Source organism: Occallatibacter sp., from assembly GCF_036502485.1.
GTDB lineage: Bacteria > Acidobacteriota > Terriglobia > Terriglobales > Acidobacteriaceae > Telmatobacter.
This window is the reverse complement of record NZ_DASXYM010000020.1, coordinates 1-15,507: the sequence shown is the minus strand read 5'-3', so window position 1 is coordinate 15,507 and position 15,507 is coordinate 1. Positions and strand designations below refer to the sequence as shown.

General features: G+C 61.7%; 13 protein-coding genes. 7 read left to right on the top strand and 6 right to left on the bottom strand.

Annotated features, from left to right (window positions below; all coding sequences use genetic code 11):
- Window positions 1–382: 382 nt before the first annotated feature.
- Both VGL22_RS03510 and VGL22_RS03505 read right to left on the bottom strand, forming a co-directional pair.
- Window positions 383–2,866 (bottom strand): DUF3536 domain-containing protein, encoded by a 2,484-nt coding sequence (locus VGL22_RS03510; protein WP_465265497.1) that lies wholly within the window; start codon window positions 2,864–2,866, stop codon window positions 383–385.
- Window positions 2,867–2,922: 56 nt separating this feature from the next.
- Window positions 2,923–3,642, bottom strand: a complete 720-nt coding sequence (locus VGL22_RS03505) for a DNA-3-methyladenine glycosylase family protein (protein ID WP_465265496.1) — start codon at window positions 3,640–3,642, stop codon at window positions 2,923–2,925.
- Window positions 3,643–3,739: 97 nt separating this feature from the next.
- Here VGL22_RS03505 and VGL22_RS03500 point away from each other — a divergent pair, with 97 nt between their 5' ends.
- Window positions 3,740–5,185 carry an aldehyde dehydrogenase family protein gene (locus tag VGL22_RS03500; protein ID WP_465265495.1) on the top strand — a complete coding sequence of 482 codons (1,446 nt, stop codon included), beginning with the start codon at window positions 3,740–3,742 and terminating at the stop codon, window positions 5,183–5,185.
- 36 nt (window positions 5,186–5,221) lie between these two features.
- Window positions 5,222–6,007, top strand: coding sequence for an L-fucose dehydrogenase (locus tag VGL22_RS03495; RefSeq protein WP_465265494.1), 786 nt, complete (start codon window positions 5,222–5,224; stop codon window positions 6,005–6,007).
- Between the two features lie 18 nt (window positions 6,008–6,025).
- On the opposite strand, the gene VGL22_RS03490 is transcribed toward VGL22_RS03495, so the two are convergent.
- Window positions 6,026–7,156 (bottom strand): sensor histidine kinase, encoded by a 1,131-nt coding sequence (locus tag VGL22_RS03490; protein WP_465265493.1) that lies wholly within the window; start codon window positions 7,154–7,156, stop codon window positions 6,026–6,028.
- A 741-nt stretch (window positions 7,157–7,897) separates the two neighbouring features.
- Between VGL22_RS03490 and VGL22_RS03485 the strand changes: the two genes are divergently transcribed.
- Window positions 7,898–9,187: a hypothetical protein gene (locus VGL22_RS03485; protein ID WP_465265492.1), complete on the top strand. Its 1,290-nt coding sequence runs from the start codon at window positions 7,898–7,900 to the stop codon at window positions 9,185–9,187.
- Window positions 9,188–9,289: 102 nt separating this feature from the next.
- On the opposite strand, the gene VGL22_RS03480 is transcribed toward VGL22_RS03485, so the two are convergent.
- From VGL22_RS03480 to VGL22_RS03470, 3 genes are all read right to left on the bottom strand, one after another.
- Entirely contained in the window at window positions 9,290–9,535 is a 246-nt protein-coding gene (locus VGL22_RS03480; protein ID WP_465265491.1) for a hypothetical protein, read from the bottom strand.
- Window positions 9,536–9,737: 202 nt separating this feature from the next.
- Window positions 9,738–10,277: a hypothetical protein gene (locus tag VGL22_RS03475; protein ID WP_465265490.1), complete on the bottom strand. Its 540-nt coding sequence runs from the start codon at window positions 10,275–10,277 to the stop codon at window positions 9,738–9,740.
- 160 nt (window positions 10,278–10,437) lie between these two features.
- A complete protein-coding gene (locus VGL22_RS03470; protein WP_465265489.1) occupies window positions 10,438–11,718 on the bottom strand; it encodes a serine hydroxymethyltransferase in 1,281 nt (426 codons plus the stop codon).
- A gap of 93 nt (window positions 11,719–11,811) precedes the next feature.
- On the opposite strand from VGL22_RS03470, the gene VGL22_RS03465 reads away from it, so the two are divergent.
- From VGL22_RS03465 to VGL22_RS03450, 4 genes are all read left to right on the top strand, one after another.
- Window positions 11,812–12,402 carry a tetratricopeptide repeat protein gene (locus VGL22_RS03465; protein ID WP_465265488.1) on the top strand — a complete coding sequence of 197 codons (591 nt, stop codon included), beginning with the start codon at window positions 11,812–11,814 and terminating at the stop codon, window positions 12,400–12,402.
- A gap of 147 nt (window positions 12,403–12,549) precedes the next feature.
- Entirely contained in the window at window positions 12,550–13,281 is a 732-nt protein-coding gene (locus tag VGL22_RS03460; RefSeq protein WP_465265487.1) for a hypothetical protein, read from the top strand.
- 88 nt (window positions 13,282–13,369) lie between these two features.
- Window positions 13,370–14,968, top strand: coding sequence for a DUF5597 domain-containing protein (locus VGL22_RS03455; RefSeq protein ID WP_465265486.1), 1,599 nt, complete (start codon window positions 13,370–13,372; stop codon window positions 14,966–14,968).
- A 32-nt stretch (window positions 14,969–15,000) separates the two neighbouring features.
- The coding region (locus VGL22_RS03450; protein ID WP_465265485.1) for a hypothetical protein at window positions 15,001–15,507 on the top strand (507 nt) is incomplete at its 3' end.

The following is a 15,507-nucleotide window of genomic DNA, read 5'->3' as shown; positions in this document are numbered from 1 at the left end:
GTCAAGCCCCTCTGTGGAAAACTTTTTGCGGAAATTGGTTAATTTTCTGGTTAACTTGCGGCGCCGATTGGAGGGATCCGGTGAAGCGTTCGCAGAAGCACGCAGATCTTCGGCAGAAGAGCACAGACCTATAGTGCGGCCCTGGGCGGAGGCGAGGCTGTGCCGGCCGTCACAGGATGCAGGAGGAGGGCAGGCTAACTCCTGCACGCGCGGCAAGCGGTTTTCCGGCTCCTCAGGACAAGTTCGACCCGGCGGAGGGGGAAATCGAGGTGCGTGGTTTCCCACCCGGTCGCCGGAAAAAAGGCGACAGGCTGGGGCACGGTGGGTGATTGGAAGGTGAGCTCCGAAGAGCAGCGCGGGTGAGGCTGGCCGGTGAGGGGCATCAATCGCCGGTGGTAACAATCGTAAGGTCGACAACCTTGATGGCGGCGGTGTCGATATTGAGGAGGCGGCCCAATTCAGCAAAGTCGCGATCCCAGAGGGGCCGGTCTTCGGGCGCGAGCGAGGTGAGCGCGTAATTCGAACTGCGCATGATCTCGTACCAGATGTTTTGCGCCTGCCACAGGTTCAACTCGAAGGGCAGCTCGATCAAGGTGCGGGAGAGGGTGAGGGCGCGATCGATCATTTCGAGGGAGCCGGTCGACATCTGCAGCTCGATCATGGCGAGTTTCATGCGCTGGTCTGCGATGTAGGAGAGGGTGGGGGTCTCGAGTTGCACTCCGTCGGCCTTGGCCAGCTTGAGATAGGACCGCATCAGGGCGAGGTCGATGGGGTCGCCTTCGAGGGCGCGGCGCAGGCCGGCGTTGACGGCGAATCCGGCGGCCAGGGCGAGCGCCGCGGGTTTGGGCAGCCCGGCCTGCGAGAGATAGTGCAGGAGGCTGGCGTGGTCCTCGTAGATGCTGGTGAGCGATTTTTCGATATCCCAGAGAGTGGAGTTGAGGATGACGCGCACGATGCGCCGCTGGTCGTCGGTGAAGAGCGAGGTGAGCGAGTAGTCGACGTGGCCGTAATGGCGGTCGAGCAGGCGAATGACATCGGGGAAGTCGGCGCGCAGCACCTGATCGGCGACCTCTCCCTTGAAGGCTTCGAAGCCGGCGGCATCGGCGCTGGAATAGGGTTTGACGGCGGCGGTGATGTTCTGATCGCCGAAGTGGAGCACGGCGAAGCTGAAGCTCTTCTCCTCGCCGGTAATGGTGCTGGCGATGGTGGTGCGGCCGAGGGCGACGCGTCCGCGGCCGGAGGTGTGAATTTCGTAGGAGTCGCGGCGCACTTTATAGCAGTACAGGTCTGTCTCTTCAGCGAAGGACGAAAAGATGGAGCTGATGGCGTAATGGGCGGCGACCTGTTCGAGGCCAAGCTGGAGGGCGGCGACCTTGTTGCGATAGAGCCGTTCGCCATCGCCGGCGGCGGGGTCGTTTGATTTCGCTTCAGCGATGCGTTTGACGAAGACGGGTTCCAGTCCGGCTCCATCTTCACCGAAGATGCATTTTGCAAGCTGCAGAACGCGGGCGGCGTAGGCGATGATCTGCACGGTCTCGATGCCGGAGATGTCATCGAAGAACCAGGCGCAACTGGTGTACATGAGCTGGGTGTGGCGCTGCATCTCCATGAGCTCGAGCGCGCGCACGCGTTCTTCGCTGGTAAATCGATGGCTGCGGTGCTCGCGCACAAAAGCTTCGACGGTTTCTTCGGTGCGGTCAAGGACGACGCCGATGTAGGCGTCGCGCGCGGCCCAGACATCCTTGAACAGCTTGTTGCCTTCGCGCTCGGTGAGGGGAATGAGGGCATCGCGGAGCTCGTCGAGAGCCTTGCGCAGGGGTGTGCGCCACTCCTGGGTCCATCCGGCCTTGCCGCCGTTGCAGCCGCAGTTGGAGCGCCACCGCTCGATGCCGTGCGCGCAGCTCCAGGAGGTGTTGTCGACGATTTCGCACTGGTACTCGGGTGGGAACTGGGCCAGAAAGCTGCCGTAATTGGTCAGCCTGACGTTCTTGTCTTCTTCAAGCAGGCGCAGGGTGTAAGCCAATGCCATTTCGCCATGGCGGTGGTGATGGCCATAGGATTCGCCGTCGGTGGCGACGTGCACGAGCTGGGCTTCGTGGACGTCTTTGAAGCCGCCGTTGAGACGGGCGGCGAAGTTTTCGCCGGAGTTGAGCAGGCCTTCAAAGGCAATGGCGCGGGACCGCGGGCCGTCGTAGAAGAAGACCGCGATGGAGAGCCCGTTATCGAAACGGACGAGATAGGGGCGCGAGGTGTCGACGCCGGCGTTGGGGGTGTCGGTCCAGGCGGCATCACTGTTTTTAAGGGAGCGGATGCGTTTGCACTGGTGCGGCGCCAGCACGGTGAACTTGATGCCGTGGGCGGCGAGCAGTTCCAGTGTCTCGGTGTCGGCGGCGGTCTCGGCCAGCCACATGCCTTCAGGGGGAATGCCGTAGTGGTACTGGTAGTCGGCGATGCCCCAGCGGATCTGCGTCATGCGGTCGCGGAGGTTGGCGAGCGGCATGATGATGTGGTTGTAGCCCTGCGCCATGGCGGAGCTATGGCCTTTGAAATTTTTGCGGCTGCGCTTTTCGCCGTCGAGGATCATCCGGTAGGTGCGCGGTGCGTTCTCCTGCAGCCAGCGCAGCAGGGTGGGTCCGAAGTTGAAGCTGATGCGCGCGTAATTGTTAACGATACGGGTGATTTTGTTTTTGATATTGACGATGCGAGCCGCGCCGTTGGTGGCGTAGCACTCGGCGCAGATGCGCTCGTTCCAGTCGTGATAGGGGGCTGCGGAGTCCTGTGTCTCCACGGCTTCGAGCCAGGGGTTTTCGCGGGGCGGCTGATAAAAGTGGCCGTGAATGCAGACAAAGCGGCGCGGTGCGGGCATGGAGCTCTCTTTGGCCAATACCAGGGGATGTCCCAGGGTCCAGCAGTTTACCTATTCTAGGCCCTTCCGGCGGGCGGTGTGGACCGGGCAAAATCACAGGCCCTCCACAGATACCAGCTTGCGACGGAGCGGAAGGGTTTCCAGCGCTGCCCGCGCTTGAACACGACGTCAGGCTTAGGGAGGTCGTCGGCGGCGAGGGTGCGGTCTTTAGGAATTTTCATGAAGGTGAGCGCGTAGCCCTTGCGCACGCCGTAGTCGGTTACGGGCAGCACGTCTGGCCGGCCCATGCGGAAGATGAGCAGCATCTCGACTGTCCACGGACCGATACCGCGGACTTCTGTGAGGCGTTCGACGATGTCCGCGTCCGGCATTTTTTTGATGGCCGCATGGGAGGGTACGGTGCCGTCGATGGTTTTGGCGGCGAGGTCTTTGAGCGCCTTGACCTTGTTGCCGGAGACGCCGAGGCTGCGGAGCAGTTCATCCGGCGTGTCGATGAGCGACTGTGGGGTGGGGTCGTCGCGAAAGTGCGCGAGAACCCGGCCGTGAATGGCAGCCGCCGCTTTGCCATGGAGTTGCTGATAAATGATGGATTCGAGCAGCGACTCGAAGGGTGACGGGGAGCGGTCAAGACGCAGGGCGAACGGGCCGATGCGATCAATGAGGGCGCCGAGTCTGGCATCGCGGGCGCGCAGGTGGGCGAGTGCTTCTTCAGGGTCGTAGGGAAGTTTTCTGCTGCGGCGGTCGTGGATCATCGCAACCCAGTGTACCCGTCCCATTCAGGGACGCGGCAGGGTTTCACGCGCGGAGCGTCCTGACTCCCCGGAGCTCGTGCCTGTACCATCGATGACGTAGGAACCACAGGAGCCGATCCAGATGAAGATGCGCCCGGGTACCCAAACGGGATTTTTGTTGTGCGGGAAAGAATGGGACGAAGGCGAAGCGATCGAGGTGCGTTCGCCGTGGGACCAGGGGCTGGTGGGCCGTGTGACGCAAGCCACCCGCGCCGATGCGCGCCAGGCGGTGAATCATGCGGTGGCCGTCATCCGCCGCACGCGCGGGCTGCCGCGCTGGAAGCGCAAGGAGATTCTGGAGGATGTGGCGTCTTCTCTCATCGAGCAGAAGGAAAGGTTTGCGCAGCTCATTGTGGCGGAGGCGGGAAAGCCGCTTCGGCTGGCGCGCGCGGAGGTGGATCGTGCCATCCTCACCTTCAAGACATCGGCGGAGGAGACTTCGCGCCTGGGCGGCGAGACGATTCCACTGGACCTGATGGAAGGCAATGAAGGCCGGTGGGGGTTGGTGCAGCGATTTCCGGTGGGGCCGATTCTTGCCATCACGCCGAATAATTTTCCGTTGAATCTGGTCGCACACAAGATTGGGCCGGCCATCGCCGCGGGCTGTCCGTTTCTGCTGAAGCCAGCGCCGCAGACGCCGTTTACCGCGCTGGCTCTGGGAGAGGTGATTCTCAAGGCGGGATGGCCGCAGGAGGCCATCGCCGTGATGCCGCTTTCAAACGCCGACACAGCGTGGCTGGCCGAGAAGGAAGACCGGCTCAAGCTGGTCACGTTTACGGGGTCGTCGAAGGTGGGCTGGGAGCTGAAGGCGCACTCGGGGCGGAAGCGCGTGCTGCTCGAACTGGGCTCCAACGCCGCAATGGTGGTGCACAGCGACTGGCCCGATCTGGACGAGGCGGCGTTGCGCACCGCGCACGGAGCCTTTGGACACGCCGGGCAGTCCTGCATCAGCGTGCAGCGGGTGTTCGTGCAGCGCAATATTTTCCAGACCTTCCTGTGGAAGCTGGTGGACTGCGCGCAGAAGCTGGTGGTGGGCAATCCGAGCGAGGAGGCGACGGATGTGGGGCCGCTGATCCGGCCGGCCGAGGCGGAGCGGGTAGAGGCGTGGATCCAGGAGGCGGTAGCTGGAGGAGCCAAGTTGATCACGGGCGGAGAACGCCACGGGTCCGTGGTGCATCCGACGATTCTGACCGGCACACAGCGCGGGATGAAGGTGCGCGACGAAGAGGTCTTTGGCCCGGTGGTGGTGGTGGAACCGTACGACGACTTTGAAGAGGCGCTGGCGGAGGTGAATCATTCGCGCTATGGATTACAGGCGGGGCTGCTTACGCGCGACGCCGGCCGCATTCTCACGGCGTTTCGCGAGATCGAGGTTGGCAGCCTGATCATTGGCGACACGCCGAGCTGGCGGCTTGATCCCATGCCGTACGGCGGCGTGAAGGACTCCGGCATCGGGCGGGAAGGGATCCGCTCCGCGATTCAGGAGATGACGGAACCGCGCATGCTGGTGATGGCGGGGCTGAATTAGAGTCGACGGACGGCAATCAGAAAAAGGAATGGCTGCATGGATCTTGGACTGAAGGACAAAGTCATTCTCGTCACCGGCGGCGGCGCCGGAATTGGCGAAGGCATTTCGCGCGCCTGCCTCGGGGAGGGCGCGCGCGTGGTGGTGTTGAGCCGCCGTTCAGAGAACGTGCAGCACTTCATGGCGGAGATGGAGTCCGCCGGTGCGCGGTGCACGCTGATCGAAGCGCATCTTGAAGACACGGCCCGCTGCCGCGAAGCGATTGCCGAAGCGGAGCGGCAGTTCGGCGCGATTGACGGGCTGGTGAACAATGCCGGAGTCAATGATGGGGTGGGACTTGAAGGGGGCTCGGTGGAGCGCTTCGAGGAGAGCCTCAAAAAGAACCTGATCCACTATTACGCGCTGGCGCACTATGCGTTGCCGGCATTGAAGAAGTCGCAGGGATCGATCGTCAACATCAGTTCCAAGGTGGCGCTTACGGGGCAGGGCAACACGTCAGGCTACGCGGCCAGCAAGGGGGCGCAGCTTGCGCTGACCCGCGAATGGGCTGCGGAGCTTCTGCCGTTCAATGTGAGGGTGAACGCGATTCTTCCGGCCGAGGTGATGACGCCGCTTTATGAACGGTGGCTCAAGACGCTGGGCGATCCCGAAGCCAAGCTGCGCGAGATCACGAGCAAGATTCCGCTGGGCAAGCGCATGACGCTGTCCTCGGAAATTGCCGCGGCGGTGGTGTTTCTGCTCTCGCCCACGCAGTCCGGCCACACCACCGGCCAGCACCTCATCGTGGATGGCGGTTACGTGCACCTGGATCGGGCGCTGACCTAAGCGCTGAAGCGGCGCGGGCTAGTGTCCGGTATTGGTTGTGACCGACTCGTCGGCCGCCTTGACTTGAGGGAACTGCCGCGGCCAGATCACGGTGAAGCGCGTGCCTTCGTCCTGCCTGGTTTCGACATCGATGCTGCCGCCGTGGCGGGCCACGAGCTGCTTTACCAGCCACAGGCCCATGCCGTTGCCGCGATCGCCCTTGGTGCTCACTCCGAACTGAAAGAGGCTATCCCTCACCGACGCGGCGATTCCTGAGCCCTGGTCGATCACATCGACTCGCACATCGTCGGGCCTGCCGGTGAGTTCGACGGTGACATTGGCTCCCTTACGGGTGGTGCCTTCGACGGCATTGCGGACAAGGTTCAGCAATGCCTGGCGTGTCTCCACCGCATAGGCATTCACGGTGCAATCGCCTTCGGACCTGATGACCATCTCGACACCGCGCTGGCGCAGTGTGGGCCCGAGGAGAAAGCGGACAGCCTCCGCGGACGAGACCAGGTCCACGGGCTCGTGACCCGCCGAGGTCCGGAAGAAGCCGAGGGTGGAGCGGGTGAGGGTCTCGATGCGCTTCACTTCGTCGGAAGCCTGCTGCACGATGCCGTTCACGCCTTCGGGAAGTTCCGGATTCAGCTGCATGAGGAAGAGCAGGTTGCCAATGGCGGCGAGGGGGTTATTGATCTCGTGGCTGACCACGGCGGACATTTTGTTCCATTCGTCCAGCTTGCGCGCGGCTACAAGGCTCTGTTCCATTCGCGCCCGCTCATTTTCGGTGTCGCCCAGGCGGCGGGCGTAGTCGTTGATGCCGAAGCCGAGGTGTGTGGCCTTGAGCGCGAATGCCACGGCGACATAGGCCGAGAAGACAGCAGTGGTGACACTGACCCATGCGCTGATCCAGAAGACCGGGATCCAGGTGGTGATGACCTCCATGAGGTGGGTGCCGCCGCAGGCGACGATGAAGATGCCAAAGCCCACCAGGAAGAAAGCCCAGTCGCGCGCCACCGCTCCGCGGGTTTTCCGGGCCAGATAGAACAAGGTGACGCAGATGGTGAGGTAGCTCAGGAACGTGATCCCGTTGGAGACCACCATGGTCCAGATGAGGTTCTGATCCTGGCTCCAGCAGACTGCGTGCGGCATCATGTTTGAGGACATAGCGAATCAGCCTCGGTCATTGGATGTTTGTGATCGGTGGCAAGAGCGCACACAGAGGCCGGGCGGTGAGGGGCAACCGCTGAGGGCCAAAGTTGGACAAAGCGCGAAGGGGAAGTTCGACGCATCGTTCCTGAATTCGCAAACCTGAATTCGCAAAGTGGCCTGCAGCGACTGCTTGCTCTTCCACTTGAGTCTTCTTTTATCAGCGAACCAGAGCGTTGAGCAAGCGTCGATGTTGATGAAGGTTCCCGATTTCAAACCGGTCGCGCGCATGCGGGGACGAGGCGGCGGGAGACAAAAAAGCGCCCCTCGGTGAGTCCTGCCTGGATAGTTCCAGGTCTGGCAAACGGAGGGGCGAGGAGCCGCAATCACAAGAAAATGCGCTTTGGGCAAGGAATGGAAGTGCGAAATCCGACTGCACACCGATGCCACCCGGCTCATCTTCTGGACCGAGACGGAATATAGCCGGTTGAACTTCAGGGAAAACAGGTACCATCGGGTAGCGTTTGCGTCTGCGTTTGCTAAGCCGTTGCAAGACAGCCGGTTGATCGGCGGTGGACAAGCAAATTACGGGGACGTATCATACGCTACACAATCGAAATTCGGGGTGGTTTCGGCGCGTCACGTCGAAACTGGCACTGGGATGTCGGTGGGGTGGACGTGGGCGCAGCCAATTGCGAGCGGTCGCACGGGCCGCCTTTCAGTCGCACATCTGAGAACCAAGCCCGAAGAGGAGTAAGGATGGCCGTGGGGCAGAAGTTCGGGCCCGAAGCCGCGGAATCGAGTTTCGTCATGGACGCCCCTCGTATTCGCGAGCAGCTGAACCGTCTTCTGGCGCACCCGCTGTTCGCCAACAGCAGACGGTATCCGGTGCTGCTTGCCTACGTTGTGGAGCAGACCCTGCTCGGGCACGCCTCAGACCTTAAAGAGCGGACCATCGGCGTGGAGGTGTTTGGCAAGGAACCCAGTTATGACGCCAATGCCGATCCCGTGGTGCGCATCACTGCCAAAGAGGTGCGCAGCCGTCTGAAGCAGTATTACTACGAGTTCAGCCAGCCGGCAGAGCTGATCATCGATCTGCCCACGGGGTCGTACGTTCCATTCTTCCGCGAGCCTGATCGGGTCGCCGAGCTTCCGGTGGAAGAGCCGATGGACGCGGCTCCGCTGCCTGAAATTTCCGCGGTTGCGGCGCCCCAGTCTCCTGTCCCCGGCCGGCTGTGGCGGCTGCGCTGGGTAATCAGCACGGGGATCGCGATGCTCGTGCTTCTGGCCGGAGCTGCGGGCCTGCTTGCGGGACTGCGCTACAAGCCTGAGCCGCCGCCGCCGTCGAATCTCGAACGCTTCTGGGCGCCCGTGACGGGCAGCGCAAACCCCACGACATTTTGCCTGGGCGAGCCGGCCAAGAACATCGATGTGAGCGCGATCAACAATTACGACACGCCGCTCGGCAACTCAAAGCCTGAACCGCTCTATTTCCGGCTGCATTATTCCGGCAGCCTGGCGCTTGCGGACGTGATCACGCTGACGCGCACGGTGGCTGCCCTCGCCTCGCGGCATAAATCGTTCCGCGTACTTCCGGCATCGGAGGCCAGTTTTGGCCAACTGCGGGAGGGCCCGATTGTGCTGGTGGGCGCCTTCGACAACATCTGGACGCTGCGGATTACGCAGAAGCTTCGTTTCGGCTTCGAGTCGGAAGACGGTGTGGCTTTGCTGGTGGACCGCAACAGCCCGGCGAAGACCACCTGGGCAACCGCGTGGGATTTGCCCTACCAGAAGCTCTCGCGCGATTACGCCATCGTCGCCCGCATACACGACAAGACGACCGGGCAGCCGGTCATCATCGCGGCGGGCATCTCCGAGGAAGGCACCGAGGCCGCGGGCGAGATTCTCTATAACCCCGAGTATCTGCAGTCGCTTCTTGCCAAGGCGCCGCGCGACTGGGACCAGAAGAACATGGAGGCGGTCATCGAGACGCAAGTCATCGAAGGCCACCCCGGGCCGCCGAACGTGCTCGCAGTCGAGACCTGGTGAGGGGCTGATTTTCGCGGGTGGTTGAAACTGCCGCGCTTGTGAGTCAGCGAAAAGATCGGTGCAGAGGAGACACCAGAGGGATGCCTCCTCGACACAGGCGATCTACGCTTCTTTTTTCGACTTGCCTTTTTGGGCTGCCCAGCGGCGGCGCTGCGCCTCGGCGATTCTCTTGCGGGCTTCAGGGCTCAACACGCGCTGCTTGCGCGCCTTCTTCGCTGCAGGTTTCGCGGCGCGAGTGGACTTCTTCGCAGCTTTGGTGGTGGTCCCGGCGGCAGCCAGCAACTGTCGTGCCTGAGTAAGACGCGCAATCTCCGCATCAATCTCAGCGAGAATAGAGTTGATTGTCATGGCGGAAGGATATCTCATGTCCCATGTATCTGGCTAATATTTAACTCTGAGTCATAGGTTTCTGCGCTACGAGCAACCTATGTACGTGCAACCGCAGTCTAAGTGGGGCTTTGCACGCTAGAGAATTGTCATTCAGGTATTTCATGCACGAAAAAGGACAGGCCCGGGCCTGTCCTTTCGCTTTGCGAGGATGAACTTACCTTCAGCCCAGGTACTGTACATGTACATAGGTGCCCAGGCGAGTGTTGTAAGCCAGATACCAGCCGGGGTGATCTGGATCTTCATAGATGACGACGTCATCGGCATCCCAGTTCCAGCCATCCACATACGACATGTCATAGGGGGCAACCATCCAGTACCAATTATGGAACCAGAAGCGGTTGGGGCCGCCGCCTTCAAGACGCCACTGATGACGCGGACCGAAGCCGCCTGAGAAACGGCCATGTTCCCACGGATGGTCGAGATGGTAGTGAGCATCATCACGGCCGGTGTCATGACCCACCCATTGTTTGCGGTTATCTACGTGCGGCGCATTGGGATGGCCGGGCTGGTCGCGGAAATCACGGTTGTGCTGGTCTCGCTGGTCGTGCGATTGATTGCGGTTTACTTGCCCATGAAAGGGGGCGGGTCCGTGCTCAGGCGGCCGAACATGCGGAGCTTGCCGCTCCTGGTGGTGCTGCGCAAAGACAGGAACAGCCAAGGTGAGAAGGATTGTTGCCAGGCTAATCCGTAAAGTTCTCATTCGAGTATCTCCCGGCGCCTGCAGGAATGTCAGCTTAGTTGCTGTGCCTGAGGGCGCCTCATTCACACTAGATGCAACACGGCGTCGGGAGCGAAGTCGCGGTATGTGATTTCATGCCACGCAAGGATTGCGGAGCGGGCGACTTCAGCGATTCCGCAGTTTATACGGCAACAGGAACCGGTTGTTTACGCCAGGCATACAAGGGAAACTGGTTTGCGAGTTCAGCCACTTCGTTGCGAATCTGCTCAAGAAGGGCGCTGTCACTGCGATGCTCCAGGGAACGGGTAATCCACTTTGCAACCTGGCGCATCTCCGCTTCCCTCATGCCCCGCGTGGTAAGTGCCGGGGTGCCGATGCGAATGCCCGAGGGCTTCAGGGGCGGATTGGTATCGAATGGAATTGCGTTTTTGTTTACTGTAATTCCGGCCTTGCCCAGGGCTTCCTCGGCCTCGGAGCCTAGCATGCCTTTGGAGAAGACATCTACCAGCATCAAGTGGTTATCGGTGCCGCCGGAGATGATGCGATAGCCTTCAGCCTGCAATGCTTCAGCAAGCACCTTTGCGTTTGCGACAACCTGTGCCGCATAAGTGCGAAACTCCGGGCGCTGGACCTCAGCGAATGCCACTGCCTTGGCAGCCACAATGTGCACCAGCGGTCCGCCCTGCTGTCCGGGAAAGACTGCCTTGTCGACAGCGGCGGCCAGATCCTTACCGCACAGAATGAGTCCCGCGCGGGGACCACGCAGCGTTTTATGCGTTGTGGTGGTGGTGATGTGCGCGTGCGGCACTGGCGAGGGATGCACGCCGCCGGCAACAAGGCCGGCGATGTGGGCCATGTCGAAGATGTAAACCGCGCCCACCTTGTCGGCGATTTGCCGCATACGCTCGAAATCCCAGAACCGCGGATAGGCGCTGCCGCCGCCGATGAGGACCTTGGGTTTCTCGCGCTCGGCAATCGACTCGAGTTCGTCATAGTCGATCATCTCGGTGTCGCGGCGCACGCCGTAGAAGGTCGTGCGGTACAGCTTTCCACTGAAACTCAACTTATGTCCGTGGGTAAGATGGCCGCCGTGCGCAAGGTCGAGGCCGAGGATGGTGTCGCCGGCCTGCAGCACCGCCATATAGGCGGCGGCGTTGGCCTGCGAGCCGGAGTGGGGCTGCACGTTGGCATGTTCCGCGCCGAAGATCTGCCTGGCACGATCACGTGCAAGGTTCTCCACCACGTCAGTGAATTCGCATCCGCCGTAGTAACGGCGCCCGGGATAGCCTTCCGCGTACTTATTCGTGAAGACGGAGCCCGCGGCTTCAAGCACAGCCTCTGAGACGAAGTTCTCGCTGGCGATCATCTCCAGTCCTTCGTGCTGGCGGAACCTCTCGTGTTCAATGGCGGCGGCGACCTCAGGATCAGCCTGGGCGAGCGGAAGCGACATGCGATCAGTCATGTGAAAATTCTACCTGCCAGGGCGGTGCGGCGCTCCAGGAATTCGCCCCGCAAGGCTATCTGCTATGGTTTGTTCATTCCGGGAGGGTCCGCGGTGAAACCGGCGCAGCTACTCGTGACGTTTGTATTGGGAATTGGAAGCTGGTATGCGGCAGCCCAGGCTGCCGCCATCGATCCCGCTGTTCAGGCGAAGGCCAATCAGGGCGATCCTGCTGCCGAGGTCTCTGTAGGCGAGTGGTATGCGAAAGCCGGCGGTGCGGCGCAGGACTCCGATGCCGCAGCCGAGAACTGGAACAAAGCCACCGAGTGGTACATCAAGGCCGCGAGCAGTTCCTATGTTCCGGCTGAGATTCATCTTGCTGAAGCCTACGGTTACGGCCGGGGCGTGCCGCGCGACAAGGTGAAGGCGGCGGAGTGGTATCGCAAAGCGGCGGACCAGGGCGATGCCGGCGCGCAGGGCACGCTGGCGATGCTTTACACGATGGGCCAGGGCGTGGCGCAGGACGACGCCGAAGCGTATTTCTGGTTCGATCTGGCCGCCTCCGCGGAGAGTCCAAACCAGCAGCGCTATCTCACTAACCGGCAGAACGTGGGCACGAGGATCACGGCGGAACAGCTGGCAGCGGTGCAGCAACGGCTTCACAAGTGGAAGGCCGCGCATCCGCTCGCGGGCGCCGCGAAATAGCCGCATAACCGGGGATCCGAATCTTGTCGACCTGCGCACTGCCGTGGGCGAGAGATTTTCGTTGCGCTTGGAGTGGGCTCTTGGTATGGTGAGACCCGACATTCCCCCGCCCCATTCCCCGTAATCCACAAATTTTGGAGGTTAGCCATGGCGACTGCCGTCATGACTCCGCGGAAGACCAAGGTCCAATCGGATCGCATTTTCTTCCCGCTGATGTGCCTGCTGATCCTGGTGACGGTCTGGCTCGGTTTTTCGAAGACCTATTACGCCGCGGGCATGGTTACGGCACATTTGCCGGCGCCCATCATCCACGTGCACGCTGCGGCCATGACGCTGTGGCTGCTTACGCTCACGGTGCAGACTTCGCTGGTTTCGGTGCGCAGGGTCAAGCTGCACATGGTCACGGGCCTGTGGGGTTTTGCGCTGGCCGCCAGCATGATTCCCATTGGGACGCTTGCCGCGATCAACGCGCTGCGCAGGGATATGTCGCCGCCCGGATCGGGACTGACGCCGCTCACCTTCTTTGTGGTGCCGGTGACCGCATTGCTGGCCTTCGCTCTTTTGGCGGGGTGGAGTTATGCTGTGCGCCGCAAGCCCGATCAGCACAAGCGGCTCATTCTGCTTGCCACCGTACCGCTGCTCGATGCCGCTGTTGGCCGCTTTCCCGAGACGCTGGGCATAGCCTCCACTCCGATGTCGCAGTTGCTGATTCTCTGCATGTTTCCGGCCGCGCTGATTGCCTATGACCTGATATCACGCCGCAGGATTCAGCGCGTGACGTGGATGGGAACGCTGGTGTTGCTGGTTATCTGGCTCACCCGCATTCCCCTGGCGCAAACCGCGCCCTGGCAGGCGCTCGCGAAGCTGGTTCACGGCTGACACGCTCGACCCGATTGCATGGGAGGGGGTTTCATCTATTCTTCCAATGATGAAACCCTCATGTTTTTTTGCGATCCTATCGCTTGCGTTGCCTTTTGCCTCGACTGCCCAGGCGCCCAGGTCCAGCGCTCATCCCATTCCGGCCATCGTCGAAAAGGATCATCGCTTCGCCTTGATGGTGGATGGCGCGCCGTATCTGATGCTTGGCTTCCAGGCGAATAATTCCTCGGCATGGCCGGGGTATTTCGACAAGGTGTTTCCCGCGGCAGCCATTCTGCACGCCAACACGGTGGAGTTGCCGGTCTACTGGGAGCAGTTGGAAGCTACGCCTGGTCACTATGACTATTCGATCGTGGACGCCATGCTGACGCAGGCGCGCGCGCATCATGTTCATCTGGTGCTGCTGTGGTTCGGCACATGGAAGAACGGGTCTTCGCATTACACGCCGCAGTGGATCAAGCAGGACCAGCAGAAGTATCCGTTCCTGGTGAACAAGGATGGCGACACGGTCGATTCGCCGAGCACCTTCTCGCCGGCGCGCCTGGATGCCGACAAGGGGGCTTTTGCCGCACTGATGCATCATCTGCGCAGCGCCGATCTGCAGCGCACGGTGCTGATGGTGCAGGTGGAGAACGAGGCGGGGGTGTGGGGCGGCATCCGCGACTACCGGCCGGAGGCGGAGAAGGAATTCGCTGGCCAGCTTCCGCAGAAGCTTGCGCAGGCGCTCGGCAAAGCATCCGGCACATGGCAGCAGGTGTTTGGCGAGGCGGCGGACGAGACGTTTCAGGCCTGGTGCATCGCTACTTACATTGAGCAGGTGGCTGCCGCGGGCAAGGCCGAGTATGCGCTGCCGCTTTATACGAATGCGGCGTTGCGCGATCCCATCAATCCGGGTCGGCCAGGGTCTTACGAGTCCGGCGCGCCGACCGACCAGAACATCCAGCTCTACAAGGTTGCGGCTCCGTCGCTCTCGCTCATCGCGCCGGATATCTACATTCCGGAGTATGCCAAGTACATGGCGGTGATCGATCAGTACAAGCGGTTTGAGAATCCGCTGCTGATTCCTGAGACCGGCAATGCGCCCATCTATGCGCACTACGTTTTTGCAGCGGTTGGCCAGGGTGCTATCGGGTTCGCGCCGTTTGGGCTCGACCTCACCGCGTACTCGAATCTCACCGAGGGCGCTGAAGCCATGGGCGACAAACCGGCGAGCGGCGCTGAGAGCCGGCTGGCGCCGTTCGCGAATGAATACGCGCTGCTCGAGCCGATCGCAGGCAGACTTGCGGAGGCCAGCCTTGAAGGCAATCTGCGCGGCGCCAGTGAAGATCCCAACGCGCATACGCAGACGCTGGACTTCCCGCGCTGGCAGGCGGATCTCAGCTATGGCCTGCCGGCGTTTGGCAACTGGATCAAGCCCAAGGGCAACAATCCCCCGGACGGCGGCGCCGTGATCATCGCGCTTGGGCCAGACGAGTTTCTCATTGCAGGGCATCATGTCCGCGTCGATTTCGCGCCCACGTTCGACAAGGCCAAGAAGCGGCTGTTCCTCGCGGTTGAGGAAGGCTCCTATGACGCCGGGGGCAAGTGGCAGATGAAGCGCATCTGGAACGGCGATCAGACCGACTACGGCCTGAATCTGAAGGCCGACGCCGGTTATCTGCTCAAAGTGAAGCTGACTACTTACTAAACACGCAGCGCGGGAGCCGTTATGCTGAACGCATGACCGGCTCTCGCGTTTTTTGCTGGACTTTCGCCCTTGCGCTGCTTCCCATCGCCTTGTCCGCTCAATCGGTGAGTTCGTCGTCCCGGGTGTCGCTTACTCCCGCAGTTGTTGTTGCCGGCGCACCCGAGTTGATTCACGTCACAGCGCCGGACGCGACCGCGGTGGAAGGCGAATGGCTCACGCGCAAGATTCAGTTCTTCCAGCAAGGTGGGGATTGGTTTGCCCTGGCAGGCGTGGATGTGGAGGCACCGCCCGGCTCGTCTACGCTGCACATTACTGCGCACATCAATGGCAAGGTGTTTGAGCTTACGCAGACGGTCGACATCCACGCCGCGCACTACCGTACCGGCACGCTCACGGTCTCGCCTAAGTTCGTGGAGCCACCGCCGGAGGCGCAGAAAGAAATCGAGGAACAGAGCAAGCTCAAGGCCAAGGTATTTGCCTCAAGCTCGAACGTGCCGTTGTGGCAAGGCGATTTCCATGCGCCGGTGCGGGCGCAAGCG